Raw genomic sequence first — 24831 nt, forward strand, 5'->3', positions numbered from 1 at the left:
ATGTCGCTGAATCCCACGAGCGGCTTCGGATCGCGCCGCCTCGAAATCGAGTTGATCCGAAATCCGGAAGGAACCCTTGCCGCCGCGCGTCGTAAAAATCGCCCGCACATCGGGGTCTCGCAATGCTTCGTTGAGGTCGGCCAACCGATCCTCGTCCCTGCCGGCAAGATAGGCAAAGCTGTCAAAGGCGTGCGGACCGAAATCAACACGGAAGCCTCGGCTCTCCAACGCTTTCGCTCGCGCCAGAACAGAGTCTTTCTCAGGCGGGCTGGCCGGTGAGACGAAGCGAATCTTGTCACCCGCCTTCAGCCGGGGTGGCAATAGTACTGGCAGCTCCGTCAGCATTGCTGTTCCCTTAGAGCTCGCTCAGCGTCCGCTTCACCGCATTCTTCCAACCCTTGAGCTTAGCGGCACGGGTCTTCTCGTCCATCGAGGGCTCGAAGCGCCGGTCACGCTTCCAGGTCGCCGAGAACTTCTTCCTGTCCGGCCACACCCCAGCCCTGCTGCCGGCAAGCCAGGCAGCACCGAGCGCCGTCGTTTCCAGGATGACGGGACGATCAACGGGAGCTTCCAGCAGATCGGCAAGCCGCTGCATCGTCCAGTCCGAGGCGACCATACCGCCATCGACGCGCAGTACCGTGTCGTCGGTGCCATTCTTCCAGTCCTTCTGCATCGCCTCCAGTAGGTCGCGTGTCTGGTAGCAAACGGCTTCCAGTGCGGCACGGGAAAGCTCCGCCGGCCCGCTATTGCGGGTCAGGCCATAGATCGCGCCGCGTGCCTTGGCATCCCAATGCGGGGCGCCGAGGCCGGTGAAGGCCGGCACGAGATAGACGTCCTGTGTCGGATCAGCCTTCTCCGCCAGGTCATTCGTTTCGGATGCCCTGTCGATGATGCCAAGGCCGTCGCGCAGCCACTGGACCGCCGCCCCGGCAATGAAGATCGAGCCCTCCAGCGCATAGGTCGTCTCACCATCAAGGCGATAGGCGATGGTCGTCAGCAGCCGGTTCTTCGATCGCACCATATCGCTGCCTGTATTCAGCAGCGCGAAGCAACCGGTGCCATAGGTCGATTTCAGCATGCCCGGCTCGAAGCAGGCCTGGCCGATCGTCGCCGCCTGCTGGTCGCCGGCAACACCGAGGATCGGGATGGCCGCACCAAAGAGTTCGGGATCGACGGTGCCGAAATCATCGGCGCAATCCTTCACCTCTGGCAGCATGGCGGCCGGCACGCGCAGGATATCGAGCAGATCCTCGTCCCACTCATTGGTCGCGATATTGAACATCAGCGTGCGCGATGCATTGGTCGCGTCGGTCACGAAGCTTTTGCCGCCAGTCAGCCGCCAGATGAGGAACGTATCGATCGTGCCGAAGCAGAGATCGCCCCGCGCTGCCCTTGCTCTGGCGCCCTTCACATTGGCGAGCATCCAGGAAAGCTTGGTGCCCGAGAAATAGGGATCGAGGATAAGGCCGGTCTTTTTCGTGAAGGTACGCTCGAGATCCTGCCGCTTGAGATTGTCGCAATAGCTTGCCGTGCGCCGGTCCTGCCAGACGATGGCGTTCTGGATCGGCTTGCCGGTTTCGCGCTCCCAGACGACGACAGTCTCACGCTGGTTGGTGATGCCGAGTGCGGCAATATCCTTTGCCGCCACCTTGGCTTCGCGCAGCGCCATGTGGATGGTGGAAACGACCGAATCCCAGATCTCCTCGGGATCATGCTCCACCCAGCCGGAACGCGGATAGATCTGTGTGAATTCCTTCTGGCCCATGCCGGCGATCTTCATGTCGCCGTCGAAGACGATCGCCCGCGTCGAGGTCGTTCCCTGATCGACCGCCAGAACATATCCACCCATGCGATTCCTCCCGCTGCATGCTGTTGTCGTGGCAAATCAATAGGGCAGGTCCGCCTGGCTTGGAAGGGCGCAATTGGCAGCCAGGTCCCTCAGTCACTTCCCGATTGCCAGCTCGCCGCCTTTGGGCATAACCTCGCGTTGACGCTGCAATGCAGCATATCACAGTCAGGGAGGAAGAAGCATGAGCAGATCAGTCGTCGTCACCGGCTCCACCAGCGGCATCGGGCTTGCGATCGCCACTGCCTTTGCTGCCAAGGGCGACAACGTCGTCATCAACGGCTTCGGAAAGGACGACGAAATCAAGGCGATAATCGAACGCCTTGAATCATCGTCGAAAGCGAAGGCACTCTATCATCCGGCCGACATGACGAAGCCATCAGAGATTGCCGATCTGATCGAGACTGCCGGCAAGACCTTCGGAACGGTCGATGTGCTCGTCAACAATGCCGGCATCCAGCATGTCGAAAAGATCGAGGATTTCCCGATCGAGAAGTGGGACCAGATCATCGCCATCAATCTCTCCAGCTCCTTCCATACGATGCGGGCTGCGATCCCGCTGATGAAGGCGAGGAAATATGGCCGCATCATCAATATTGCCTCGGCCCATGGCCTGGTCGCCTCGCCCTTCAAATCTGCCTATGTAGCGGCAAAGCATGGTATATTAGGCCTGACGAAGACGGCTGCCCTGGAGCTTGCCGAATTCGGCGTGACGGTAAACGCCATCTGCCCCGGCTATGTATTGACCCCGCTGGTCGAAAAGCAGATCCCCGATACCGCCAAGGCGCGCGGCATGACCGAGGAGCAGGTCAAGACCGAGGTCATCCTCAAGGCGCAGCCGACGCATGAATTCGTCAAGGCCGAGGAGATCGGCGCGCTGACGCTTTACCTCGCAAGCGAGGAAGCCCGGCAGGTGACCGGGACGCATATCTCGATTGACGGGGGCTGGACGGCGGCATAACCATTTTAAGAAAAACAACCGGGAATATCATGAACGACAGCATCCGCTTCATCCTCAATGGCGAGGACGTTTCCTTGAGTAACGTCCGGCCGACGGAGACTCTTCTCGATTTTCTCCGGCTGAAGCGGCGGCTGACGGGCACCAAGGAAGGCTGCGCCGAAGGCGATTGCGGTGCCTGCACCGTGCTGGTCGGTCGGTTGATCGACGGCGAGCTTTTCTACGAATCCGTCAATGCCTGCATCCGCTTCATCGGCTCGCTGCATGCGACCCATGTGGTGACGATCGAGCACCTGGCAGCCAAGGACGGCACGCTGCATCCGGTGCAACAGGCCATGGTCGATTGCCATGGTTCGCAATGCGGCTTCTGCACACCGGGCTTCATCATGTCCCTTTATGGCCTCTGGCTCTCCAACGAGAAACCGGACCGTGCCGAGATCGAAAAGGCGCTGCAAGGCAATCTCTGTCGCTGCACGGGCTATGAGCCGATCGTCAAGGCCGCCGAACAGGTGAGCCTGCAGCGGCCGAGCACCCTCTTCGATCCGCTCGAAAAGACCCGTGCCGAAATCATCTCTCGCCTCTGGGCCATGCAGGCATCCGATACGATCTCGATTGTGTCAGAAGAAGGCCGCCTCATCGTGCCGCGCTCCGTCGATGCGCTTGCGCGGGTGCTGGCGGCCGAGCCGACCGCAACCGTCATTGCCGGCTCCACCGATGTCGGCCTCTGGGTCACCAAGCAGATGCAGTACCTGAACCCCGTGGTTTTCATCAATCATCTGGCTGAGCTTCAGACGATTACTGCAGGTGAATATGGCATCAGCATTGGCGCCGGCGTCACCTATACCCGCGCGCTCGACACCATCGCCCGGAAGATCCCCGCCTTTGCCCGCCTCATCACCCGCATCGGCGGCGATCAGGTGCGCAACATGGGCACGATCGGCGGCAATATCGCCAACGGCTCGCCGATCGGCGACAGCCCACCGCCCTTGATCGCGCTCGGCGCGCAGCTGACGCTGCGCTCGGCCGAAGGCGTCCGCACTCTGCCGCTGGAAGATTACTTCATCGCCTACGGCAAGCAGGATCGCCGGCCGGGCGAATTCGTCGAAAGCGTCTTTGCGCCCCACCCAGTCGCGGACGCCAAATTCGCTTTCTACAAGATCAGCAAGCGCCGCGACGAGGATATCACCGCCGTGCTCGGCGCCTTCTATCTGGTGCTTGATGAGGCCGAGCGCGTGACCGAAATCCGCATCGCGTTCGGCGGCATGGCGGCAACGCCGAAGCGCGCCCGCAGCGTCGAAGCCGAGTTGATCGGCAAATCCTGGACGGAAGCAACCATAGAGGCCGCACGCCCTGCCTTTGATGCCGATTTCCAGCCGCTGACGGACTGGCGCGCTACGGCGGAATACCGCCAGTTGACGGCCAAGAACCTGCTGACGCGCTTCTATCTCGAAACCGTCGGCGCACCTGCCGAACTGAAGCGGTTCGAGGAGGTTGCCTGATGGACAAATCCACCTTCGAAGACCGCAAGCTCATCAATGGCCAGATGCATGTGTCCTTGCGCCATGATTCAGCGCATAAGCATGTCACCGGAAGTGCCGATTATATCGACGATATTCCAGAGCCCGCCGATCTCCTGCACGGCGCTATCGGCATGTCCGATCGCGCCCATGCCGAGATCATCTCGATGGACCTGTCGGAGGTCGCGGCCCATCCCGGCGTGGTCTGGGTCTTCACCGGCAAGGACATTCCCGGCATCAACGACGTCAGCTCGAATGGCAGCCATGACGAGCCGCTGCTTGCCGAAACCCTGGTTCAATTCCACGGCCAGCCGATCTTCGCCGTCATAGCCGAAACCCGCGAGGCTGCTCGTCGTGCGGCCCGCATGGCAAAAATCGAATATCGCGACTTGCCGCACTGGAGCGACATCGACGGCGCCATCGAAAACGGCAGCCCGCTTGTGATCACCCCGATGACGCTGAAACGCGGTGAGGCGAAAACCGAAATGGAAAACGCCCCTCGCCGGCTGACAGGCCGTATGCGCATCGGCGGTCAGGAGCATTTCTACCTCGAAAGCCATATCGCCATGGCGATCCCAGGCGAGGACGACGAGGTCACCGTCTGGTCTTCGACCCAGCATCCGAGCGAAATCCAGCATATCGTCGGCCATGTGCTGCATATTCCCTCGAATGCTGTCACCGTGAATGTGCGCCGCATGGGCGGCGGCTTTGGCGGCAAGGAGACGCAGGGCAACCAGTTCGCAGCCCTCGCCGCGGTCGCGGCCAAGAAGCTTAAGCGCGCCATCAAGTTCCGTCCCGATCGCGACGAGGACATGAGCGCCACCGGCAAACGCCATGATTTCCGCGTCGATTATGAACTCGGCTTCGATGACGAAGGCCGCATCCACGCTGTCGACGCCACCTATTCGGCGCGCTGCGGATTCTCGTCGGACCTGTCGGGCCCGGTGACCGACCGTGCGCTCTTCCACGCCGATTCCAGCTATTTCTATCCGCATGTGCATCTGACCTCGCAGCCGTTGAAGACGCATACCGTCTCCAACACCGCCTTCCGCGGTTTCGGCGGCCCGCAGGGCATGCTCGGCGCCGAGCGTTTCATCGAAGAGATCGCCTATGCCGTCGGCAAGGATCCGCTCGATATCCGCAAGCTGAATTTCTACGGCCAGCCAGGCTCGGGGCGCACGACCACGCCCTATCATCAGGAAGTCGAGGACAATATCATCGCCCGCGTGGTCGAGGAGCTGGAGGACAGCGCCGACTACCGCGCCCGACGCAACACCATCGTCTCATTCAACCGCGACAGCCGCTATATCCGCAAGGGCATCGCCCTGACGCCGGTGAAATTCGGCATCTCCTTCACCATGACCGCCTTCAACCAGGCCGGCGCCCTCGTCCATATCTATCAGGACGGCTCGATCCACCTGAACCATGGCGGGACTGAAATGGGCCAGGGCCTCTACACCAAGGTGGCGCAAGTGCTGGCGGACAGCTTCCAGGTCGATATCGACCGCGTGAAGATCACAGCGACCACGACGGGCAAGGTCCCGAACACTTCGGCGACCGCCGCCTCTTCCGGTTCGGACCTGAACGGCATGGCCGCCTATGATGCCGCCCGCCAGCTCAAAGAACGGCTGGTCGCCTTCGCGGCGGAAAAGTGGGAGGTTCCGGTTTCGGAAATCGTCTTCCTGCCGAACCGCGTGCGGGTCGGCGAGATTGAAATCCCCTTCCCCGATTTCATAAAGCAGGCCTACTTCGCTCGCGTTCAGCTGTCCGCCGCCGGCTTCTACAAGACGCCGAAGATCCACTGGGATCGCCAGGCCGGCCGCGGCACGCCCTTTTACTATTTCGCCTATGGCGCTGCCTGCACCGAGGTCACGATCGATACGCTGACCGGCGAATATCTGATCGACCGCACCGACATTCTCCACGATGTCGGCCGCTCGCTGAACCCGGCAATCGATATCGGCCAGGTCGAAGGCGCCTTCGTCCAGGGCATGGGCTGGCTGACGACCGAGGAGCTCTGGTGGGATGACAAGGGCCGCCTGCGCACGCATGCGCCTTCCACCTACAAGATCCCGCTCGCTTCCGACCGACCGAAGATCTTCAACGTGCGGCTCGCCGAATGGTCCGAGAATGCGGAAGCCACCATCGGCCGCTCCAAGGCCGTCGGCGAACCGCCCTTCATGCTGGCGATTTCAGTGCTGGAAGCGCTCTCCATGGCCATCGCCAGTGTCGCCAACTATCGCGTCTGCCCCCACCTCGATGCGCCCGCAACGCCTGAACGCGTGCTGATGGCGGTCGAGAGGATGAAGAGGGTATAGCTATGACGCGGCGCGAGGTCCTTTCCGGTTTTGTGCCCGGCAGCGACTTCCGCGCCTTTCTGGCCCTCCAGCCGGAAGCGGTCCTGATCGAGATATCAGGCACCCAAGGCTCGACACCGCGCGAGACCGGCACCTTCATGCTGGTTTCGGCAAGCAGCCTCTGGGGCACCATCGGCGGCGGCCAATTCGAATTCATCGCCATCGGCAATGCCCGCGAATTGCTCGCCGGCACCGGCGGCAATGACCTCATGGATATTCCGCTCGGGCCGGAAATCGGCCAGTGCTGCGGCGGCCGCACGCAACTGCGTTTCCGCCGTGTGACCGATGCCGTCAGGGATGAACTGGAGAAAAAGCAGGAAAGCGAGGCGGAACGTCTGCCCGAGGTCTATGTCTTCGGCGCCGGTCATGTCGGCCGCGCCCTTGCCGCGGCGCTCGCGCCGCTGCCGCTTTCGACAACAGTGATCGAGACCCGGCAGGACGAGCTTGCCAACCTTCCGGCCTCGACGAAGAGCCGCCTCGTGCCGATACCCGAGGCATTGGTGAAGGACATGCCCGCCGGCGCAGCACTCGTCATCCTGACCCACGATCATGCCCTTGATTTCCTGATCGCCCGTGAAGCACTTGCCCGCACCGACCTCGCCTATACCGGCATGATCGGCTCGGCGACCAAACGAGCGACCTTTGCAAGCTGGCTTTCCCGCGAAGCCGGCGGCGAACGCTCTTGGCTGGAGCGCCTTACCTTGCCGATCGGCGGCTCCTTCGTGAAGGACAAACGCCCCGAAGTAATCGCCGCCATGACAGCGGCGGAAATCCTGACCGCACTTGCCGCCTACCGCGACCGGTCATCCTCGTAGCGCGGGTCGCGTCCATCCAGGAAACCGAGATCGCGCTTGATGCGATCGGGTGTGACGTCGATATCCAGCCGCGGCCTCCGGCTGCCAATCCCCCGGGCCAGCCGGCGAACGATGACGGTGAACAATGCCTCTCTTGTAGGAGAACGGCTCTCTTCGATAGCTTGGCAATCCATGACATCACCTTGATGGTTTGATGAGATGATTGCAGTTTGCCGGGAAAAATGCTGCAATTCCAATCGAACAACCGTCTGCATCCATAAAGAGAACTTATCCATGAAACTGTCGAAGCAGTTCCCGCTGAATGCGCTGCGCGTCTTCGAAGCCGTGGCCCGGCTCGGCAGTTTCACCCGGGCCGGCGATGAGCTCGGCATGACGCAGACGGCCGTCAGCTACCAGATCAAGCTTCTGGAGGAGAATATCGGCGAGCCGCTCTTCCTGCGCTTGCCCCGCCAGATCGAGCTGACAGAAGCAGGCAAACATCTGGCCCCCAGGGTCTCCGAAGCATTCAACATTCTGATCGAAGCCATGGCCTCGATGCGCAAGACGACCGGGGAAACGCTGACGATCCATTCGACGGCGACCTTCGCCCAGCAATGGCTCTCGCGTTACATCGGCGCTTTCCAGCTGCAGTTTCCGGACATTGCCGTCAGGCTCGTCACCTCAGGCACGATCGTCGACTTCCAGAAAGAGGCTGCCGACGTGGCGATCCGTTGGGGACGCGGCGATTGGCCCGGCCTGATCAGTCATCGGCTGATGAAACTTGACTACTCCCCCATGCTGAGCCCCAAGCTCGCGGCCGAAATCGGCGGCATCCACGAGCCCGCCGATCTTCTGAAACTGTTCCTGATCAGCGCCGGCGATTCCTGGTGGGCAGAATGGTTCGCCGCGGCCGGCGTCAAGGATGCCGATCTTTCCCGCTATCCGAAAAGCGAATTCGGCACCCAGATCCTCGATGCCAGCATCGCGATTGCCGGCGGCGGTGTCGCCATGCTCAATCCCGGCCATTTCCAAGACGATGTCGCCGCCGGCAGGCTTTACCAACCCTTCGAACTGACCGGCAATGACGGACGCGACTATTGGCTCGCCTATCCGGAAAACAGGCGAAACGTGCCGAAAATCAGGAATTTTCGGAAATGGCTGCTGCAGAAATTCGATGTGGAGCAGGACTGAACATGTCACGCAAAGACGACAGGGCTTAAAATCCTCTCAGTAACCCATATCGGGCGCATAGAAACATCGCGGGGTATCTTCGTTCGGGAACAGGCAGATATGATAATCGCTATCGCCTGAATGCATCGCCCTGGTCATCGGCAGCAGGAAGACATGGCTCCGCGTCACCAGCCGGTGATCGCCGGGCCTCAGCGTCACGCGATAGCCATCCGGCGTTATGGCCACAGTCTTGGACGGGATCATCTGGCAATCGCCGTTTTCGGCATTTCCATTGCAACAATAGGGGTCGTAACTCCACCCCGTACCGGCGTCGTGGGCTGCCGCGAACGACGCATATGCAATCATCACGCATGTCAGAATGCTGCGCATGGGCATCTTCTCCGTCGATGAATGCGCCGCCGGTCTTTAGCGGTTTCCACCCTTTCCCGGCGGCCTGTGTTTCAAAACTGTAACCCGATCTTCACATTTCAAGGAATCGGCTGCTCCACATCGGAACACCCGCGGTGGATAAAATGTCGCAGAAATCTGATGTTTTTTAAGGCATGCGAATGCCACATCCGCCCGACAGCACAGCAATCAACCAGATTGCCACCTCAAATTGCGCGGATATAAGTATTGTGATGGAAGAGCAGCGCTATGCTTTCGGCCGTTTCATGCTTGACCCCGGCAGCGGCGTGCTGCGGCGGGACGGCCAGCCGGTTGCGCTCGGCCAGCGCGCGATTTCCCTGCTCAAGGCGCTGCTCGACGCCGACGGACGCCCGGTCGGAAAAGACGCTTTGATCGAAGCGGGCTGATCTTTCAGGCTGTCGCTAAAGGACCCTGTGAACGGCCCGTGCCGCGGCCGGCGCAACTGCACCGGCTTAAACCGTAAACTAGTGCTTCTTCTGCTGCTGTTCGGCAGCCGCGACGCGGTTCAGCATCGCCACCATCTTTTTCTTGATCGAGCCATAGGTGCCGAGTTCGAAATTGCAGCTGAAACAGGTGATGATGTCGCTGTCGATCGGCTGCGGGCGCGGAAACTTCATGCGCGTGTTGCGGCACTTCGGGCAAGGGACTTCGATCTGCATGTTTCAGCGGCTCCTTAATAGCGTCGTCGGCGATGCCTTAGCACAAATGCCGCACCCGGCAAGCTCTTCCTGCAATCTCCGCTGCGGCAAGAAACCCCACGTGCCCCCTTTCCTCGCGCCGGAATTTCTCGCAATCTCACGAGTCGGGAAGAAGAACAGGGGAACTGAATGTATGAATATGCAATAGCCTGGGAGTGGCTGGCCTTTGCGGCGCGCTGGTTCCATGTCGTCACCGCGATCGCCTGGATCGGGTCGTCCTTCTATTTCATCGCGCTCGACCTCGGCCTGGTGAAGCGCCCGCATCTGCCCGCCGGTGTTCACGGCGAGGAATGGCAGGTGCATGGCGGCGGCTTCTACCACATCCAGAAATATCTGGTGGCGCCGGCTGAGATGCCGGAACACCTGACCTGGTTCAAATATGAGAGCTATTTCACCTGGCTCTCCGGCTTCCTGATGCTCTGCATCGTCTATTATGGCGGCGCCGACCTGTTCCTCATCGATCGCCACGTGCTCGATATCTCGAGGCCGGTGGCGATCCTGATCTCGCTCGCGTCTCTCGCCGGCGGCTGGATCATCTACGACCTGCTCTGCAAGTCGCCGCTCGGCAAGAACACCTGGGGCCTGATGGCCGTGCTCTACGTCGTGCTGGTCTTCATGGGCTGGGGCTACACGCAGGTCTTCACCGGCCGCGCCGCCTTCCTGCATCTTGGCGCCTTCACCGCCACGATCATGTCGGCCAACGTCTTCATGATCATCATTCCCAACCAGAAGATCGTCGTCGCCGACCTGATCGCCGGCCGCACGCCGGATGCCAAATATGGCTACATGGCCAAGCAGCGCTCGCTCCATAACAACTACCTGACGCTGCCCGTCATCTTCTTCATGCTGTCGAACCACTATCCGCTGGCTTTCGGCACCGCCTTCAACTGGGTGATTGCAGCACTCGTCTTCCTGATGGGCGTCACGATCCGCCACTGGTTCAACACCACCCATGCTCGCAAGGGCCGGCCGACCTGGACCTGGATCGTCACGGTCGTGCTCTTCATCCTCATCATGTGGCTGTCGACGGTTCCCAAGCTTTTAACCGGCGAGACCGAAAACGCATCCGTTGCCCCCGCCTTCCAGCAGTTTGCCGGCGATCCGCATTTTCCCGCCGTGAAGCAGCTGATCGGCACGCGCTGTTCCATGTGCCATGCGGCCGAACCGGTCTATGAGGGCATCGCCCGGCCACCAAACGGCGTGATTCTGGAAAATGACGCGGAAATTGCCGCTCATGCGCGCGAAATCTATATACAGGCCGGCCGCAGCCATGCCATGCCGCCGGGTAACGTGACCGACATTACCCCCGATGAGCGCAAGCTGCTCGTCGCCTGGTTCGAAAGCGCAGTCGAAGGCAAACAAGAATGACCACGATACTCCTGCGCGGGCGCCTGCTCTCCTTTCGCCGTGCCCCGCTCAGCCTCGCCGATAGCGAGAGCTATCTCTACGAGACAGACGGCGGTCTGTTGATCGAGGATGGCATCATCGCCGCTGTCGGCACCTATGCTGATGTCAAGGCCAAAGCACCTGCCGAGGTCGCCGAAATCGATCACCGTCCGCATCTGATCATGCCTGGCCTCATCGACATGCACCTGCATTTCCCGCAGATGCAGGTCATTGCCTCCTATGCCGCAAATCTGCTGGAATGGCTGAACACCTACACATTCCCGGAGGAATGCCGCTTCGTCGAAAGCGCCCATGCGCAGAGGATCGCGACGCATTTCTACGACGAGCTGATCCGCCACGGCACGACGACGGCCGTTGCCTATTGCTCTGTTCATAAGACTTCGGCCGATGCCTATTTCGCGGAGGCCATGCGCCGCAACATGTGCATGGTCGGCGGCAAGGTGATGATGGACCGCAACGCACCGCAAGGCCTGCTCGACACGCCTGAGATGGGCTACGACGAGACCCGGCAGGTGATTGCCGACTGGCACGGCAAGGGCCGCAACCACGTCGCCATCACGCCGCGCTTCGCGATCACCTCGACGCCCGCCCAGATGGAGGCGACGGCAACACTCGCCCGCGAATTCCCCGATCTGCACATCCAGACGCATCTGTCGGAAAACCACGACGAGATCAAATTCACCTGCGAGCTCTACCCGGAAGCGATCGACTATACCGATATCTACGCCCGCTATGGCCTGCTCGGGCCGAAGAGCCTGTTCGGTCACGCCATCCATCTTTCGGAGCGTGAAGCCGACGCCATGAGCGAGAGCGGCGCGGTCGCCGTCCATTGCCCGACATCCAACCTCTTCCTCGGCTCCGGCCTCTTCCCGCTGAAGACGCTCGCCCGCCGTGAGAAGCCCGTTCGCATCGGTGTCGCCACGGATATCGGCGGGGGCTCGAGCTATTCCATGCTGCGGACCATGGACGAAGCCTACAAAATCCAGCAGCTTCTCGGCGAACGACTGAACCCGCTGGACAGCTATTACTACATGACGCTCGGCAATGCCGAGGCGCTGTCGCTGGTTGACAAAATCGGCACACTGGAGCCTGGCACGGATGCCGACCTCGTCGTTCTCAACGCCGCAGCGACACCTGCTATGGCTTTGAAGATGGAAGTGGTGAAGACGCTTCCGGAGGAACTGTTCCTGCTGCAAACCATGGGCGACGACCGCGCTGTGGCGGAGACTTATGTGGCGGGCGTCGCAATGAAAAGCGGGCTTTAGCGAGGCGATGGCTTGATGGTAAAACTCCTCTGAAATCAAATACCAGAGAAAGAGAAAGCGTGGTATTCGACCACATCACCAGATGTGAAGGTTCGATCCATGGCCAAGCCGCTGACCATCGCCGATCTCAAGAAAATGGCTCAGCGCCGCGTCCCGAAGATGTTCTTCGACTATGCGGATTCCGGCGCCTGGACGGAATCGACCTACGCCGCCAACGAAGCCGATTTTCGGGACATCAAGCTGCGCCAGCGGGTGCTGGTCGACATGACCAACCGCACGCTTGAGACGACGATGATCGGCCAGAAGGTGTCGATGCCGGTGGCGCTTGCGCCCACCGGCATGACCGGCATGCAGCACGGGGATGGTGAAATGCTGGCGGCCCGCGCGGCGGAAGAATTCGGCGTGCCTTTCACACTTTCGACCATGAGCATCTGCTCGATTGAAGACATCGCCTCCGTCACGACGAAACCCTTCTGGTTCCAGCTCTATGTCATGCGCGACAGGGGCTTCGTGCTTGACCTCATCAACCGCGCCAAGGCAGCCAGATGCTCCGCGCTGGTGCTGACCGCCGACCTGCAAATCCTCAGCCAGCGCCACAAGGATCTGCGCAACGGTCTCTCGGCCCCGCCGAAATTCACGCCGAAACATATCTGGCAGATGGCGACGCGCCCCTTCTGGTGCATGGAGATGATGAAGACGAAGCGTCGCAGCTTCGGCAACATCCTCGGCCACGCCAAGGGCCTCGACGACCTTCCCTCGATCACGACCTTCGCGAATGAACAATTCGACCCGCAGCTATCGTGGAAAGATGTCGCCTGGATCAAGGAACAATGGGGCGGTCCGCTGATCATCAAGGGCATTCTCGATGTCGAGGATGCGAGGCAGGCCGCCGAAACCGGTGTCGACGCCATCATCGTCTCCAATCATGGCGGCCGCCAACTCGATGGCGCCCCCTCTACGATCAGCATGCTGCCGCAGATCGTCGATGCCGTCGGCGACCGTCTCGAAGTGCATCTGGATGGCGGTATCCGCTCCGGTCAGGATGTGCTGAAGGCCGTGGCACTCGGGGCGCGCGGCACCTATATCGGCCGCCCCTTCCTCTATGGCCTCGGCGCCATGGGCAAGGACGGCGTTACGCTGGCGCTCGAGATCATCCGTAAGGAAATGGACGTCACCATGGCGCTGTGCGGCAAACGCGATATCAAGGATGTCGACTCCTCGATCATCGCCGGCCGTCAGTAAGATTGCGGCATTCGGCCTGTCGCGAGCGCGGATGCCCACTCCGCGCGTCCATTGGCTTCCGCCAGTGCCGACATCGCCATGTTGTCGTATCGGACATTGCGGAATTGTGCCGTCCATCCACTGGCCGATTTTTCCAGCACCGCATAACTCGCCATCGCGTGGCCGGTTTCGACCTTGTGCGGATGGGGCTTGTCATCGTCATAGGCAGGGCCGCCGACGCTGCCGGGATTGACGATAAGACGGCCGCCTGAAAGTGCTGCCATGCGCGGAATATGCGTGTGACCACACAGGATCAATGGGCTTTCGATACCTTCCGCCAGCGCTTCGATCTCTGCCTGCGGCCGCAGCACCACGCTGCCGTCGGCAACGGCCATATCCAGCCAGTAGAGGTTGTCATCCTTAGGCGTCGCGTGGCAGAGATAGACCTCATCCCTGTAGATCAGGTCGACCGGCAGCGACCGTAGCCAATCGAAATGGGCTGCACCAAGCTGCGCATAGGCTGCAGCGTCCGAGATATGCATCTCCTCCGGCGGTCCTTCGATCAGATAGCGGTCGTGATTGCCGCGCACGGTCGGAATGGAGAGCGATAGCAGCCGGTCGGCCACCCTGCCCGCCTCCAGCGGGCCACTGAAACAATCGCCGAGATTGACAATATCTGTAATCCCTTGGGCAGCGATGTCAGCCAACACAGCGTCCAGTGCGGGGTAGTTTCCATGGATATCGGCAATAGCGGCAAAGCGCATGTCAGCTCCCGCGATAGGTGGAATAGCCATAGGGCGAGATCAGCAGCGGCACATGATAATGCGCCGCGATATCGGCAATGCCAAAGCGGATCGGCACGAGATCGAGGAAGGCCGGATGCGGCAGAGGCGTGCCATTTGCCCTCAGATAATCGCCGGCGTGAAAGAGCAGTTCGTAGGTGCCGGCACGAAAGCTCTCGCCGGTGAGGATCGGTCCGCCATCGACGCGACCATCGGCATTGGTCTCGACCGTCTTGATAAGGTGGCGAAGCTCACCCTCGATGTGAAAGAGATCGATCCTCAACCCCTGTGCCGGCTTGCCGAGTGCTGTATCGAGAACATGAGTGGTCAGTCCGGTCATAGGCCTGGCTCTTTGATGATGAAGGGTTCGTCGAAAAAGAATTCTTCCAGATTGTTGCCCGGCCCGTCACGATCGACAACGAGAAAATCGCTCGGCTCGCCGAGCGCCATCAGCGGATGGTGCCAGACATTGCGCCTGTAATTGACGCCCTGATCGCCGCGCGCGAGAAAGGCCTGCGGACGACCGGGACGACCGCCCTCATCTTCCGAAACGACGACGAGGAAGGGACGGCCTGATATCGGCGAGAAGCTCTGGCTGCCGAACGGATGCCGTTCCATCATGCCGAGCTCGTAGGGAAAACCGCGCGGCTGGCCACGGAAGAGATTGATGATGATACGAGCGCCCTCGCCTGCAGCTTCAGGCGTGGCAAGCGCATGGAAACGCTCGGTGTTGCCGCCATTGATCAGCCGCATGCTTGTGGGATCGGCTTCGATCACCTCACCGAACGGGGCGAAGGCAGATTTGGTAAGGCGAGAGACGTCAATAAAGCGGGACATTGGGACTACTCGCCTTGCGCACGCCAGTGGCGGACAAGATCAAGCCTGTCGAGCAGATCAGGCACGTCGTCTTTGGCTGTCGCCCAGACCTTCTCCAGATCAATGTCGAAATAGCCATCGGCAATGCGGTTACGCATGCCGCGCATCGCACCCCAGGGAAACTCGGGGTGCTCTACAGCGAATTCAGGATGGATCCTCATCAATTGAGCAGCCGTCTCCGATGCCATCAGGAGGCTCATCCCGACGGCACGCTGCAAAATGATATCCTCAAGAAACCGCTGCTTGCTGACATCTGCGATCATTGCTTGAGCATCGGCCGCCGCCGAGCGCATCCGCTCCAGAAGATACGGGATACGGATCTCGTTCATATGGGCTTGGCCTCGGAAAGAACCCGGGTCCGGATCGATTCAGGAAAATCGCCGGGGGTCAGCAAGTGGATCGACGTGCCAATCATCATCTGCTCCAAAGCACCAAGCGTCAGCAATGTGCTGCCTGGCAGCGCATCCACCAGAATATCCAGATCGCTGTCCGGCCGATCCTCGCCGCGGGCAACGGAGCCGAAGACACGCGGGTTCGCCGCGTTGAAGCGTTTGGTCGCTTCGCGGATCGCCTGCCTGTTCTTTTCCAGCACTTCCGACGGTCTCATCGCGGCGTCAACCCTGATGCCGCGAATATAAGGGACGTGGCTGAAAGAGGAAAGAACTCAAGCCTTCACCCCATAGAGCCTGAGGCGCATCGTGCCGCCATCCGGATGCATGGCGTAGCGCACATGCGTGATGGGGCCGATATCGGCGATCGTATCGCTGCCATATTCATGGATGTGATCCATCTGCAGCTTGCTGCGCGGAAGGATCGGCTTCCAGTTTTCCGAAGCGGCAATATCGGCCTCCGAGAGCGTATCGCCGAGATCAGGCAGATAGGCGCCGAACAGTTCGCAAGTGTCGGGGAAATTGCCCTTGTAGAAGGCGGTGTCGACGATCACGCGCTTGATCGTGCCGGCATGACCGAGGCGGATGATCGCCCAGTCGTGACCCGGGCCGCGACGACGCTTGGTTTCCCAGCCGTCGCCCATGTTGAGGCCGCGGCCGGGGCCGAGCAGCTTGTCGGGATGGCCGTAATGCGCATCCGACCAGGCAAGCGACTTCGCGCCATTGAAGATATAGGCAAGGTCGATCTCCTCGCCCGCGCCGACCTTAGACCAATCGAAATAGGCCGAGCCATAGACGCGCAGACGCGCCACGCCACCGTCCGGGTAAATATGCAGGCGAAGATGCGTCCAGATCTTCTCCTTGTCGGCATTCTCGAAGAAGTGGTGGGCGCTGGAGCCGAGCGGTGATTTGGGCAGGATTTCCGTCCATGCGGTCGCGTCAGTCGGATCGCCGCTCTCGACGAAGGCCGCCTCGATCGAGCAATGCGGCGGATAGTTGCCGGTGAAATAGCTGGTATCGACATCGAAGCCGAAGATGCGACCCGGCATGGCGAGCTTCACGATTGCCCAGTCATGGCCGGGAACGCGCTTGCGACGGCTTTCCCAGCCGTCCATGTACTTGCCGTTATCGTCATAGAGATCCGGATCGAAGCTTGCCGGCACATCCTGCAGCATGCGCTCCAGCGGCGCGAAGAATTCGTCCGTGGCGTAGAGACCTTTGGCGCCGAGACGGGCCGAGGCAAGATTGATGGCGCCCGTGGCGAAAGCTGGCAGGCTGGTATCGGTCGTAGCGGTCATTCAGGTCTCCGGGAGCATAGATGTCAGGCGCAGCAGCGCGATCTTCTCGACATGCGCTGCCGCAGTCACGAATTCTTCGTCGCTGGTATTGTCGATCCGCTTTTCGAAAGCGGCAAGGATATCGTCCTTGTTCAGCCCTTTCACCGCGATGATGAAGGGAAAGCCGAATTTCTGCGTATAGGCTGAATTGAGCTCGGTGAAACGCGCATGCTCTTCAGGGCTCAAGCGGTCGAGCCCGGCACCAGCCTGTTCCTTTTTGCTGTCTTCCTTCAGTTCGCCCGATATCGCCAGCCGCCCGGCAAGATCGGGATGAGCGCGCAAGACACCGAGGCGCTCCTCCCTGCTCGCGGCGCGGAAAATGGCGACGAGCTCCGTGTGCACACGATCCACCGTCAGCTTGTCGCCGACGAAGCCATCGTCATAAGCCCGCTCGGCGATGAAGGGCGAATGCTCGAACACCCCGCCGAAACGGGACACAAATTCGTTGCGCGAAATCATCAGACTGTTTCCGGCTTATGGTTCGTATGCCAGTGCCGCGCGATCTCGATACGGCGAGGGATCCAGACCTTGTCGTGCTTCAGCACATATTCCATGAAGCGCCTCAGCGACGCCACGCGTCCCGGCCGGCCGACGAGACGGCAGTGCAAGCCGACCGACATCATCTTCGGACTGCCTTCCTTGCCTTCCTCGTAGAGCGTATCGAAGGCGTCCTTGAGGTAGGTGAAGAACTGGTCGCCGGAATTGAAGCCCTGCGGCGTGGCAAAGCGCATGTCGTTGGTTTCGAGCGTATAGGGAATGATGAGGAAGGGATTTTCGTCGATGCCCTTCACCCAATAGGGCAGATCGTCTGCATAAGAGTCCGACGAATAAAGGAAACCACCCTCCTCCTGCACCAGCTTCAGCGTATTGTCGGAGGGCTTGCCCTGATACATGCCATAGGGCCGCTCTCCGGTCAGCTCGGTGTGCAGGCGCACGGCTTCGAGAATATGCTTGCGCTCCAGATCCTCGGGAAAATCCTTGTATTCCAGCCAGCGGTAGCCGTGGCTGGCGATCTCCCAGCCCGCTTCCTTCATGGCGGCCACCGCTTCCGGATTGCGGGCCATGGCAAGCGTCACGCCATAGACGGTCGCCTGCACCTTGAGATCGGTGAAAAGACGCCAGAGCCGCCAGAAGCCGGCGCGGGAGCCGTATTCGTAGATCGACTCCATGTTGAGATTGCGCTGGTTCGGCCAGGGTTGCGCGCCGACGATTTCAGACAGCAGGTTTTCCGAAGCCGGATCGCCGTCGAGGATGGAGCTCTCGCCGCCCTCCTCGTAATTGATGACGAACTGCACTGCGACGCGTGCCTCGCCGGGCCACTTCGGATCGGGCGTATTGCGCCCGTAGCCGATGAGATTGCGCGGATAGGTCTCGGATACCATCAAATCACCTTTTGAAAAGACAGGTGAAACGGTAGCATCCGTGAGCGGAATGTCGAGCCGTAAAAGTGCGTAACTGGCCTTCGGCCCGAGGCGTGCGCCTCAGGCGATTTTGCGCGCGCTGACCTTGCCCATCGGATGCAGCGAGTGCACCCGGAACGGGCCGCCGGTGCCCTCCTCGATCATCAGCGCGACATTCGAGACCGTCACCGGTTCGGCAAGCACCGGATCGAACAGTGACCGCAGCGCCTGCTCGATACGCGGCATGTCGACCGCGTTGACCGGGCCTGTGACCGGCATATGGAAGCGGAACTCGTCCATCACGTAAGGATTGCCCCAGCGATGCAGGTTCGTGAATTGCGCGGCCGACAGTCCATCCGGATCGCTGCGCTCGATATCCGCCTCGGAGAGCGGCGCACGAAACCGGTCGAACTCCTGGACGATAGCAGATGCGAGGTAGTGAACCTGATCGCAAGGACGGATCGGTGACAGGCTGTAGAACGTGCCGAGGCGCGCAACTTCCAGACGCGGAATCTGGAAGGGCGAAAGCGTCCCGCAAAAGCGCATCAAATCGCGCAGCAGTTGCGATTCGGAAACCTCGGGCGAGAGGTGGAAAGGGGCCTTCAGCACGCCGTGAAACCCATAGCGACGCGGCACTGCCGTATGAAAGGCGATCTCATGGATCCCGAGGCCGCGGATTGCCGGGGGCTCGACCATATCGCCTGAAAATACGTTGCGGCCAAGCCAATTGGCCGCCACATGCGAGAGCGGATCGCTCGCGGGGGGCGTGAAGCAAATGGCATAGCGCATGCGATTTCCTCCATCGGATGAAATGAGCGCGGGATCCCGTCCCACGCCGTCGATGCGCAAGCAGATAGGTGATTTGCATGACAGAATAACGAAGCGGAGCGGCTTCTAATTCACGTTTAACGTGAAGAGATTGTGATGTGGTTTGAAATTGCAAAGCTTTCCGGCAACAAAAATTCTGCATTTGCATCGCTTGCAATGCATATCGCCGCTTCCGCCAGCCGATGCGCGAGCCCGAAACTGACCTTGAAACCACCCGTCAGGGCGATGAGATTGTGATTCTCCGGATGCGCGCCGACCATCGGATCGCGGTCGATCGCCTTGGGACGCAATCCGGCCCAGCGCTCGATGACAGGCGCATCGCGCAGCACTGGTACCATATCACGGGCAGCTTCGATCAGCGCGTCGAGTTGTTCATCGGTGGAAAACGGATCGGCAAAGCTGTTCTCGCTGGTGCTGCCGACAGCCACGTGCCCTCCCTCATGCGCGACCACATAAAGCCCATCGCGGAAGATTGTCGGCAAGGCGGGGTCGATATCGGCGGCAAGCAGCGCCGCCTGCCCTTTCACGGCTTGCCCGAGAGGTTTCCGCAACCCGGGCGTCAGTTTTTCCAGAAAGGGAAACGAGCGATATCCCGCTGCGAGGATGCAGCGGCCGAAGGCGATCGTCCCGCCGTCGATCGAGGCCGTTCCCCGCGCCGGATCGATCTCTGCTATTTCCGTATTCTCCAGCATCCGCACATGCCGTGCGCGGCGCAGAAAGGCGACAAGTGCTGCTACCAGCGAGCGTGGAGCGACACGAGCGGCAAGCGTGTCATGCACGAAACCGCTCTCGCCAGCGACCGGTTCTATCCAGCCTTCACCGGGTGGTCTATCCAGCACATGCCAATGGAAACGCCGCTCTCCCGCTCTCCAGTGAGCCTCCGCATCCTTGGAATGGCCAAGGGCGATCTCGCGCAGATGCGGCTTCGGCAGCGGGATGAGCCGGCCGGAGCGCCGATAGCCGGCCGAGAGCCCGGTCGCCTCCTCGATAGCGGCAATTTCCGCCTCCAGCGAAACCAGCGCATCGAACTGGAACTGCTTCTTTTCCGACCAGCGATTCGGCATATGCGGCATCAGGGCGCCGAGCAGTCCGCCGCTTGCGCCACTGCCGAGATGCCTGGCGTCGGCAAGCACCGTTTTTATGCCGCGGCGCTCGGCATGAACGGCTGCCCACAGGCCCATAATGCCGCCGCCGACAATGAGGAGATCGATCGATGATTGACCCGAGGCCGGGGCGGGATTATCGGCTTTTTCCATGACAGACATCAATCCCGATCAGATCGGCGCGGGCAAGCCGCAGCCCCTCGAATGGCGCGACGGCGATATGCCCTATTCGACCGCCTTTGGCGACCATTTTTATTGCCAGACCGATGGAAGGCTGGAATGCGGCCACGTCTTCCTCTCGGGAAACGGCCTGCCTGATCGATGGAGCGGCCACCCAACGTTTCTCATTGGCGAACTCGGCTTCGGCACCGGGCTGAATTTTTCCGAGACCTGGCGGCAATGGAAACTCTACCGCCAGCCCGGACAGCATCTGCATTTCATGTCCTTCGAGCTCTATCCGATGCGCCGCGCGGAAATCGACCGCGCGCTGGCACATTGGCCGGAAATCGATGCCGAGCGGCAGGCGCTCGCCGCCATCTGGCCGGATATTCCCAAAGGCATCGTCTCGCTCGATCTGGATGAGCAGACGAGGCTCAGCGTCGTCTGCGGCCGTGCGATCGATGGGGTTTCTGAAGCCGCTCCCGGATTCGACGCCTGGTATCTCGACGGCTTCGCCCCATCGCGCAACAGCGATATGTGGTCGGAAGAACTGATGCGTCTCGTCTGCGAAAAGACTGCTGCTGGCGGAAGTTTCGCGACCTATGCCGCCGCGGGTTTCGTGCGCCGCAATCTCGCGGCCGCCGGCTTTATTGTCGAGCGTCGCAAGGGGTTCGCCGGCAAGCGGGAAATGCTCTGCGGGGTAAAGCCTCAGTAGCCGGAGCGGCCCGGCTGCAATTCGCCACCACCAAGCCACTGGCGAATCTTGTCTTCCAGAAGTTCCGGGCTGATCGGCTTGGACATGTAATCGTCCATGCCGGCATCGAGGCAAAGCTCGCGGTCGCTTTCCAGCGCATGCGCGGTGACACCGATAACGGGCACGCGATGCCCCTGCCCCTGTTCCCTCTCGCGGATCAGCCTGGTCGCCTGATGGCCGTTCATGACGGGCATCGAGACATCCATCATGATCAGCCGCGGAGTATGACGCTCCCAGGCCTCCACCGCTTCCTCGCCGTTGTTGACGACGAGGAAGGAAAGCCCGGTTCCCTGCAGGATCTGCGTGAAGACGATCTGGTTGACCTCATTATCCTCGGCGACGAGCACATCGACGAAATCGGCAGCTCGTCTTTGCGGAGCAGGTGCAGGTGCGGGTGCCGGCGGCGGCACCTCGATCTCTTTCTGCAGCCGCGCAATCTCGGCCTCGGAGGCCTGTTTGACGCGGCTTGCCCGCACCACCTCGACGACCGTATTGCGCAACAAGTTGGCGCGCGCCGGTTTCATCAGATGCGCATGGCCGTTCAGCGCCGCAAACTCCTTCTCCGTTCCGGAAATATCCATCGACGTCAGGAAGATGATCGGCAGCTCCACGAAACGGCTATGAGCGCGAAGGCGGCGGGCGACTTCGGCGCCGTTCATGTCGGGCATATGATAATCGAGCACGACGGCATCGACCTTGATGCCGAGATCAGCGGCAGCCTCCAGAATGGCAAAGCCCGTGGCGCCACCCTCTGCGGCAACGCCGTCAAAGCCCCAGAGGCCGAGCTGTTCGGTGAGGATCCGGCGATTGACCTCATTGTCGTCGACGACGAGGATGCGCGCACCCTGCACGTTGATCGGCAAAGGCTTTGGCTCGATGCGGGCGGCGGCAACGGCGAAAGGCAGCTTGACGGTAAAGACCGAGCCCTTGCCCCATTCGCTTTCAACATCGATGTAACCGCCGAAGAGATCGACGAGACCGGCGGTGATTGCCAGGCCTAGGCCCGTGCCCTCATGCCGCCGGGTCGATGAGGCATCGACCTGCGAGAATTTGTCGAAGACCGTTTCCACCTTCTCGGGCGGAATGCCGATGCCGGTATCCTCGATGCGGATGCTGATCATGATCTCGCCGCCGGCGGATTGCTCCGAGCCGATATCGACGAAGACATGGCCGCGCTCCGTGAATTTCACCGCATTGCCGACGAGGTTCGTAACGATCTGGCGGAAACGCCCGGCATCGCCGATGACGGCTGCAGGCAGATCGGGTGCCGCGCGCACCAGAAGCTCGATATCCTTCTCGGCTGCGGGCGAGGAAAGCAGCGTCGCCACATCCTCGACAGCCTCGATCAGATCGAAGGCCGCCTTGCGCAGCTTCATCTGCCCGGCATCGATCTTCGAGAAATCAAGGATGTCGTTGATGATCGTGAGCAGCGCATTGCCCGACTTGACGATGATGTCGACGAAGGTCTTCTGGCGGGTATCGAGATTGGTCTTGGCAAGCAGTTCCGCCATGCCGAGCACGCCGTTCATCGGCGTGCGGATCTCATGGCTCATATTGGCAAGGAATTCCGACTTGGCGCGGTCTGCGGCCTCGGCGCGCGACAGAAGCTGCGTCAGTTCCTCTTCGCGCCGTTTGAGCTCGGTAACGTCAGTGAATAGTGCCACCCAGTGCTGCCGTTCGCTGATGGTGGCTTCCATGTTCACCCAGCGCTCGCCGCCGACGTGGAAGACAGTGGAGATCGGCTGACGCGCGGCGATATTGGCACGCCACCCCTCCAGCGTTTCGACCGCCTGGTCGTGGAAATCGCCGCGATTGGCGCAGAAGTGGAAGAGATCGATCCATTCCCGGCCAACTTCCGTCAGTTCGGCGGGAATGCGCAGCACCTCGGCTAGCCCGTCATTGGAAAGCTTGATCAGGCCGTCCTGGACGATCGCAAGCCCCTGCGGCATGGCATGCGTCGCATCGCGCATCATTTCGCCGAGATTTTCCAGCGCCGCACGAGCCTCGTGGATTTCCCTCTCGCGCTCACGCACCGAGGAAATATCGGAATAGGTCAGCAGGATACGGTTGCTGGAAATGCGCCGGCTGTCGAAAATGACCGACTTGCCCGCGGCCCAGTCAAGCTCGATCGGCTCCGGATTATCAGCCTCGAAAAGCCCCTTGCGAAATCCGTAGATCTCTTCCGGTGTCTGCGTCTCACCATAGCGGCCGAGTTCGTAATTGCGCTTGATGACATCGATGAACGGCCGCCCATCGAAACGGTCGTCGAGCGGCAGCTCCCAGATGCTGTAGAACTCATCATTGACGTAGAGAATGGTGTGGTCGTTGTCGAGGATGAGCACGCCGACCGGAAGCGAGCGCAGGATGCTCTCGATTTCCTGATGCAGCACTTCCTCATGCTTGCGCGCCTCGATCAGTTCCTTCTCGCGCGCCTTCAGGGGCGTGATGTCGGAGAAGGAGCCGACGACATAGTGCTTGCCATCAGGTGTTACGACCCGGTTGACACGGGAGATCACCTGGAAGATTTCGCCGTCGGTATTCGGCAGGTAGCTCTCGACCTCGATCAGCGCGCCGTTTTTCAGCGCCCGCAGGTTTTCCCGGTAGATCGCCTCACCCGCCTCCTGCCCGAACATGTCGTGCTCGGTCAGGCCGAGCACCTTGGAGCGGGCATGGCCGGTGAAGGTCTCGTAATATTGGTTCGCATAGACCAGCCGGTGGTCCTCGTCTCGCACGAAGGCGGCGACCGGGAGATCCTCCATGATGGTGCGCAGCAGATCGCGCTCCCGCACACTTTCATGCCAGGCGGTCTCACCCACAGGCGCAGGCTTGCTGCCACCAGGCGCATACTTGCTGCCACTCCGATAGGCGGCATTGACGATCAGCGGCCGGCCGTCATCGGCAAAGATGCCGATCGGATGATCGAGATTTTCGAGCGCCTCGCGGATGCGGCCGAGATCGGTCGCCATCGTATCCGCCACCTCAGGAATGGCGCGGCGCGGTTCGCGTGCATCGAAGATGCCGAGCACATAGGCCCGGTCCTGGGAAGGCGAAAAGCTCTCGATCAGCACGCGCTCATGGCTGAGGCCTGCGGCATCGAATGAAATGGCGCTCTCTTCCGTACCGAACACCAGCGCACGGCGTTCGCGATCCTCGCGCTCCTCTTCTTCCGGCCGGTCGAAGAGTTCGCGGCTGCGCCGCCCGATGAAATCGGAAATCTCGCGACCAAAGAAGCGGGCATAGGCCTCGTTGACGGCGACATAGCGGAGTTCGCTGTTTTTGACATAGGCCGGGGTATCCAGATCAGCGATCCGGCGGCAGGCCAGCTCCAAGAGTTCCCCGGTAAAATTCAAAAAATCTTCACTCCCGCAATGAACGAAATATCTCCTAGAACAACTATAACGCCAAGGCTTTTAACAAGCTGTTAACCATAAAATTCCACTGGCAAAAATTCCAAGCCGGCTCATGAAGTTGATGAATCAGAGTGACAATAAAGGCTTGCACGAAACTGAAATGATTTGAAGATTCACCAAGAAACCCGCCA

General features: G+C 60.7%; 25 protein-coding genes and 1 pseudogene. 10 read left to right on the plus strand and 16 right to left on the minus strand.

The window, feature by feature from the left end:
- Positions 1–5: 5 nt before the first annotated feature.
- Together AB8B33_RS16080 and glpK are read right to left on the minus strand one after the other, a co-directional pair.
- Positions 6–345: pseudogene (locus AB8B33_RS16080) on the minus strand (LD-carboxypeptidase); the annotation flags it as partial.
- 10 nt (positions 346–355) lie between these two features.
- Positions 356–1849 carry a glycerol kinase GlpK gene (gene glpK / locus AB8B33_RS16085; protein WP_439016114.1) on the minus strand — a complete coding sequence of 498 codons (1494 nt, stop codon included), beginning with the start codon at positions 1847–1849 and terminating at the stop codon, positions 356–358.
- 181 nt (positions 1850–2030) lie between these two features.
- Between glpK and AB8B33_RS16090 the strand changes: the two genes are divergently transcribed.
- Genes AB8B33_RS16090 through xdhC form a run of 4 tightly spaced genes read left to right on the plus strand, consistent with a single transcriptional unit; the run spans position 2031 to position 7493 of the window.
- Positions 2031–2807 carry a 3-hydroxybutyrate dehydrogenase gene (locus AB8B33_RS16090; protein ID WP_439016115.1) on the plus strand — a complete coding sequence of 259 codons (777 nt, stop codon included), beginning with the start codon at positions 2031–2033 and terminating at the stop codon, positions 2805–2807.
- Between the two features lie 29 nt (positions 2808–2836).
- Positions 2837–4303 carry a xanthine dehydrogenase small subunit gene (gene xdhA, locus AB8B33_RS16095; RefSeq protein WP_439016116.1) on the plus strand — a complete coding sequence of 489 codons (1467 nt, stop codon included), beginning with the start codon at positions 2837–2839 and terminating at the stop codon, positions 4301–4303.
- Positions 4303–6639, plus strand: coding sequence for a xanthine dehydrogenase molybdopterin binding subunit (gene xdhB, locus AB8B33_RS16100; RefSeq protein ID WP_439016117.1), 2337 nt, complete (start codon positions 4303–4305; stop codon positions 6637–6639). The genes xdhA and xdhB overlap by 1 nt, the downstream gene beginning before the upstream one ends.
- A 2-nt stretch (positions 6640–6641) precedes the next feature.
- Positions 6642–7493 carry a xanthine dehydrogenase accessory protein XdhC gene (xdhC, locus tag AB8B33_RS16105; RefSeq protein WP_439016118.1) on the plus strand — a complete coding sequence of 284 codons (852 nt, stop codon included), beginning with the start codon at positions 6642–6644 and terminating at the stop codon, positions 7491–7493.
- Here xdhC and AB8B33_RS16110 read toward each other — a convergent pair.
- Positions 7469–7666 (minus strand): hypothetical protein, encoded by a 198-nt coding sequence (locus AB8B33_RS16110; RefSeq protein ID WP_113323251.1) that lies wholly within the window; start codon positions 7664–7666, stop codon positions 7469–7471. The genes xdhC and AB8B33_RS16110 overlap by 25 nt on opposite strands.
- 100 nt (positions 7667–7766) lie before the next feature.
- On the opposite strand from AB8B33_RS16110, the gene AB8B33_RS16115 reads away from it, so the two are divergent.
- Positions 7767–8663 (plus strand): LysR substrate-binding domain-containing protein, encoded by an 897-nt coding sequence (locus tag AB8B33_RS16115; RefSeq protein ID WP_113323239.1) that lies wholly within the window; start codon positions 7767–7769, stop codon positions 8661–8663.
- A 36-nt stretch (positions 8664–8699) separates the two neighbouring features.
- On the opposite strand, the gene AB8B33_RS16120 is transcribed toward AB8B33_RS16115, so the two are convergent.
- Positions 8700–9032, minus strand: a complete 333-nt coding sequence (locus AB8B33_RS16120) for a hypothetical protein (RefSeq protein WP_113323240.1) — start codon at positions 9030–9032, stop codon at positions 8700–8702.
- Between the two features lie 251 nt (positions 9033–9283).
- On the opposite strand from AB8B33_RS16120, the gene AB8B33_RS16125 reads away from it, so the two are divergent.
- Positions 9284–9457, plus strand: coding sequence for a winged helix-turn-helix domain-containing protein (locus tag AB8B33_RS16125; protein WP_439016119.1), 174 nt, complete (start codon positions 9284–9286; stop codon positions 9455–9457).
- 78 nt (positions 9458–9535) lie between these two features.
- Here AB8B33_RS16125 and AB8B33_RS16130 read toward each other — a convergent pair whose 3' ends face one another.
- Positions 9536–9730: a hypothetical protein gene (locus AB8B33_RS16130; RefSeq protein WP_113323241.1), complete on the minus strand. Its 195-nt coding sequence runs from the start codon at positions 9728–9730 to the stop codon at positions 9536–9538.
- 168 nt (positions 9731–9898) lie between these two features.
- On the opposite strand from AB8B33_RS16130, the gene AB8B33_RS16135 reads away from it, so the two are divergent.
- The 3 genes from AB8B33_RS16135 to AB8B33_RS16145 all read left to right on the plus strand — a co-directional run bounded on the left by AB8B33_RS16135 (position 9899) and on the right by AB8B33_RS16145 (position 13683).
- Positions 9899–11137, plus strand: coding sequence for a urate hydroxylase PuuD (locus AB8B33_RS16135; RefSeq protein ID WP_439016120.1), 1239 nt, complete (start codon positions 9899–9901; stop codon positions 11135–11137).
- Positions 11134–12441: a guanine deaminase gene (guaD, locus tag AB8B33_RS16140; RefSeq protein ID WP_439016121.1), complete on the plus strand. Its 1308-nt coding sequence runs from the start codon at positions 11134–11136 to the stop codon at positions 12439–12441. The genes AB8B33_RS16135 and guaD overlap by 4 nt, the downstream gene beginning before the upstream one ends.
- Positions 12442–12540: 99 nt before the next feature.
- Positions 12541–13683 carry an alpha-hydroxy acid oxidase gene (locus tag AB8B33_RS16145; RefSeq protein WP_439016122.1) on the plus strand — a complete coding sequence of 381 codons (1143 nt, stop codon included), beginning with the start codon at positions 12541–12543 and terminating at the stop codon, positions 13681–13683.
- Here AB8B33_RS16145 and AB8B33_RS16150 read toward each other — a convergent pair.
- The 10 genes from AB8B33_RS16150 to AB8B33_RS16195 all read right to left on the minus strand — a co-directional run bounded on the left by AB8B33_RS16150 (position 13677) and on the right by AB8B33_RS16195 (position 20530).
- Complete coding sequence (locus AB8B33_RS16150) at positions 13677–14426, minus strand: metallophosphoesterase family protein (protein WP_439016123.1); 750 nt, start codon at positions 14424–14426, stop codon at positions 13677–13679. The two genes, AB8B33_RS16145 and AB8B33_RS16150, sit on opposite strands and share 7 nt — an antisense overlap.
- A 1-nt stretch (position 14427) precedes the next feature.
- Positions 14428–14784: a hydroxyisourate hydrolase gene (gene uraH, locus AB8B33_RS16155; protein ID WP_113323246.1), complete on the minus strand. Its 357-nt coding sequence runs from the start codon at positions 14782–14784 to the stop codon at positions 14428–14430.
- Positions 14781–15281, minus strand: coding sequence for an ureidoglycolate lyase (locus AB8B33_RS16160; RefSeq protein ID WP_310386760.1), 501 nt, complete (start codon positions 15279–15281; stop codon positions 14781–14783). The genes uraH and AB8B33_RS16160 overlap by 4 nt, the downstream gene beginning before the upstream one ends.
- 5 nt (positions 15282–15286) lie before the next feature.
- Entirely contained in the window at positions 15287–15649 is a 363-nt protein-coding gene (locus AB8B33_RS16165; protein ID WP_439016124.1) for a HepT-like ribonuclease domain-containing protein, read from the minus strand.
- Positions 15646–15927 carry a nucleotidyltransferase family protein gene (locus AB8B33_RS16170; protein ID WP_439016125.1) on the minus strand — a complete coding sequence of 94 codons (282 nt, stop codon included), beginning with the start codon at positions 15925–15927 and terminating at the stop codon, positions 15646–15648. The genes AB8B33_RS16165 and AB8B33_RS16170 overlap by 4 nt, the downstream gene beginning before the upstream one ends.
- Before the next feature lie 57 nt (positions 15928–15984).
- Positions 15985–17007, minus strand: a complete 1023-nt coding sequence (gene alc / locus AB8B33_RS16175) for an allantoicase (protein ID WP_310386754.1) — start codon at positions 17005–17007, stop codon at positions 15985–15987.
- On the minus strand, positions 17008–17505 hold the full coding sequence (gene uraD, locus AB8B33_RS16180; RefSeq protein ID WP_439016126.1) for a 2-oxo-4-hydroxy-4-carboxy-5-ureidoimidazoline decarboxylase: 498 nt from the start codon (positions 17503–17505) through the stop codon (positions 17008–17010).
- Positions 17505–18428, minus strand: a complete 924-nt coding sequence (puuE, locus tag AB8B33_RS16185) for an allantoinase PuuE (RefSeq protein WP_439016127.1) — start codon at positions 18426–18428, stop codon at positions 17505–17507. The genes uraD and puuE overlap by 1 nt, the downstream gene beginning before the upstream one ends.
- Positions 18429–18527: 99 nt before the next feature.
- A complete protein-coding gene (locus AB8B33_RS16190) occupies positions 18528–19235 on the minus strand; it encodes a DUF1045 domain-containing protein (protein WP_310386749.1) in 708 nt (235 codons plus the stop codon).
- A 116-nt stretch (positions 19236–19351) separates the two neighbouring features.
- A complete protein-coding gene (locus tag AB8B33_RS16195) occupies positions 19352–20530 on the minus strand; it encodes an NAD(P)/FAD-dependent oxidoreductase (protein WP_439016128.1) in 1179 nt (392 codons plus the stop codon).
- Between AB8B33_RS16195 and mnmD the strand changes: the two genes are divergently transcribed.
- Complete coding sequence (gene mnmD / locus AB8B33_RS16200) at positions 20529–21251, plus strand: tRNA (5-methylaminomethyl-2-thiouridine)(34)-methyltransferase MnmD (RefSeq protein WP_439016129.1); 723 nt, start codon at positions 20529–20531, stop codon at positions 21249–21251. The genes AB8B33_RS16195 and mnmD overlap by 2 nt on opposite strands.
- Here mnmD and AB8B33_RS16205 read toward each other — a convergent pair.
- Positions 21245–24640, minus strand: a complete 3396-nt coding sequence (locus tag AB8B33_RS16205) for a response regulator (protein WP_439016130.1) — start codon at positions 24638–24640, stop codon at positions 21245–21247. The two genes, mnmD and AB8B33_RS16205, sit on opposite strands and share 7 nt — an antisense overlap.
- Between the last annotated feature and the right edge of the window lie 191 nt (positions 24641–24831).

This window comes from Rhizobium sp. 768_B6_N1_8 (genome assembly GCF_051811225.1).
Classification (GTDB): domain Bacteria; phylum Pseudomonadota; class Alphaproteobacteria; order Rhizobiales; family Rhizobiaceae; genus Rhizobium.

Bases quoted from the DNA above. Each gene is read 5' to 3' on its own strand.
- AB8B33_RS16090 (WP_439016115.1), top strand. From the start codon at position 2,031: ATGAGCAGATCAGTCGTCGTCACCGGCTCCACCAGCGGCATCGGGCTT.
- xdhA (WP_439016116.1), top strand. From the start codon at position 2,837: ATGAACGACAGCATCCGCTTCATCCTCAATGGCGAGGACGTTTCCTTG.
- AB8B33_RS16150 (WP_439016123.1), bottom strand. From the start codon at position 14,426: ATGCGCTTTGCCGCTATTGCCGATATCCATGGAAACTACCCCGCACTG.
- AB8B33_RS16130 (WP_113323241.1), bottom strand. From the start codon at position 9,730: ATGCAGATCGAAGTCCCTTGCCCGAAGTGCCGCAACACGCGCATGAAG.
- AB8B33_RS16120 (WP_113323240.1), bottom strand. From the start codon at position 9,032: ATGCGCAGCATTCTGACATGCGTGATGATTGCATATGCGTCGTTCGCG.
- AB8B33_RS16125 (WP_439016119.1), top strand. From the start codon at position 9,284: ATGGAAGAGCAGCGCTATGCTTTCGGCCGTTTCATGCTTGACCCCGGC.
- AB8B33_RS16195 (WP_439016128.1), bottom strand. From the start codon at position 20,530: ATGGAAAAAGCCGATAATCCCGCCCCGGCCTCGGGTCAATCATCGATC.
- alc (WP_310386754.1), bottom strand. From the start codon at position 17,007: ATGACCGCTACGACCGATACCAGCCTGCCAGCTTTCGCCACGGGCGCC.
- AB8B33_RS16110 (WP_113323251.1), bottom strand. From the start codon at position 7,666: ATGGATTGCCAAGCTATCGAAGAGAGCCGTTCTCCTACAAGAGAGGCA.
- mnmD (WP_439016129.1), top strand. From the start codon at position 20,529: ATGACAGACATCAATCCCGATCAGATCGGCGCGGGCAAGCCGCAGCCC.
- AB8B33_RS16190 (WP_310386749.1), bottom strand. From the start codon at position 19,235: ATGCGCTATGCCATTTGCTTCACGCCCCCCGCGAGCGATCCGCTCTCG.
- uraH (WP_113323246.1), bottom strand. From the start codon at position 14,784: ATGACCGGACTGACCACTCATGTTCTCGATACAGCACTCGGCAAGCCG.
- guaD (WP_439016121.1), top strand. From the start codon at position 11,134: ATGACCACGATACTCCTGCGCGGGCGCCTGCTCTCCTTTCGCCGTGCC.
- AB8B33_RS16165 (WP_439016124.1), bottom strand. From the start codon at position 15,649: ATGAACGAGATCCGTATCCCGTATCTTCTGGAGCGGATGCGCTCGGCG.
- uraD (WP_439016126.1), bottom strand. From the start codon at position 17,505: ATGATTTCGCGCAACGAATTTGTGTCCCGTTTCGGCGGGGTGTTCGAG.
- AB8B33_RS16115 (WP_113323239.1), top strand. From the start codon at position 7,767: ATGAAACTGTCGAAGCAGTTCCCGCTGAATGCGCTGCGCGTCTTCGAA.
- xdhC (WP_439016118.1), top strand. From the start codon at position 6,642: ATGACGCGGCGCGAGGTCCTTTCCGGTTTTGTGCCCGGCAGCGACTTC.
- AB8B33_RS16160 (WP_310386760.1), bottom strand. From the start codon at position 15,281: ATGTCCCGCTTTATTGACGTCTCTCGCCTTACCAAATCTGCCTTCGCC.
- AB8B33_RS16145 (WP_439016122.1), top strand. From the start codon at position 12,541: ATGGCCAAGCCGCTGACCATCGCCGATCTCAAGAAAATGGCTCAGCGC.
- xdhB (WP_439016117.1), top strand. From the start codon at position 4,303: ATGGACAAATCCACCTTCGAAGACCGCAAGCTCATCAATGGCCAGATG.
- AB8B33_RS16135 (WP_439016120.1), top strand. From the start codon at position 9,899: ATGTATGAATATGCAATAGCCTGGGAGTGGCTGGCCTTTGCGGCGCGC.
- AB8B33_RS16170 (WP_439016125.1), bottom strand. From the start codon at position 15,927: ATGAGACCGTCGGAAGTGCTGGAAAAGAACAGGCAGGCGATCCGCGAA.
- glpK (WP_439016114.1), bottom strand. From the start codon at position 1,849: ATGGGTGGATATGTTCTGGCGGTCGATCAGGGAACGACCTCGACGCGG.
- puuE (WP_439016127.1), bottom strand. From the start codon at position 18,428: ATGGTATCCGAGACCTATCCGCGCAATCTCATCGGCTACGGGCGCAAT.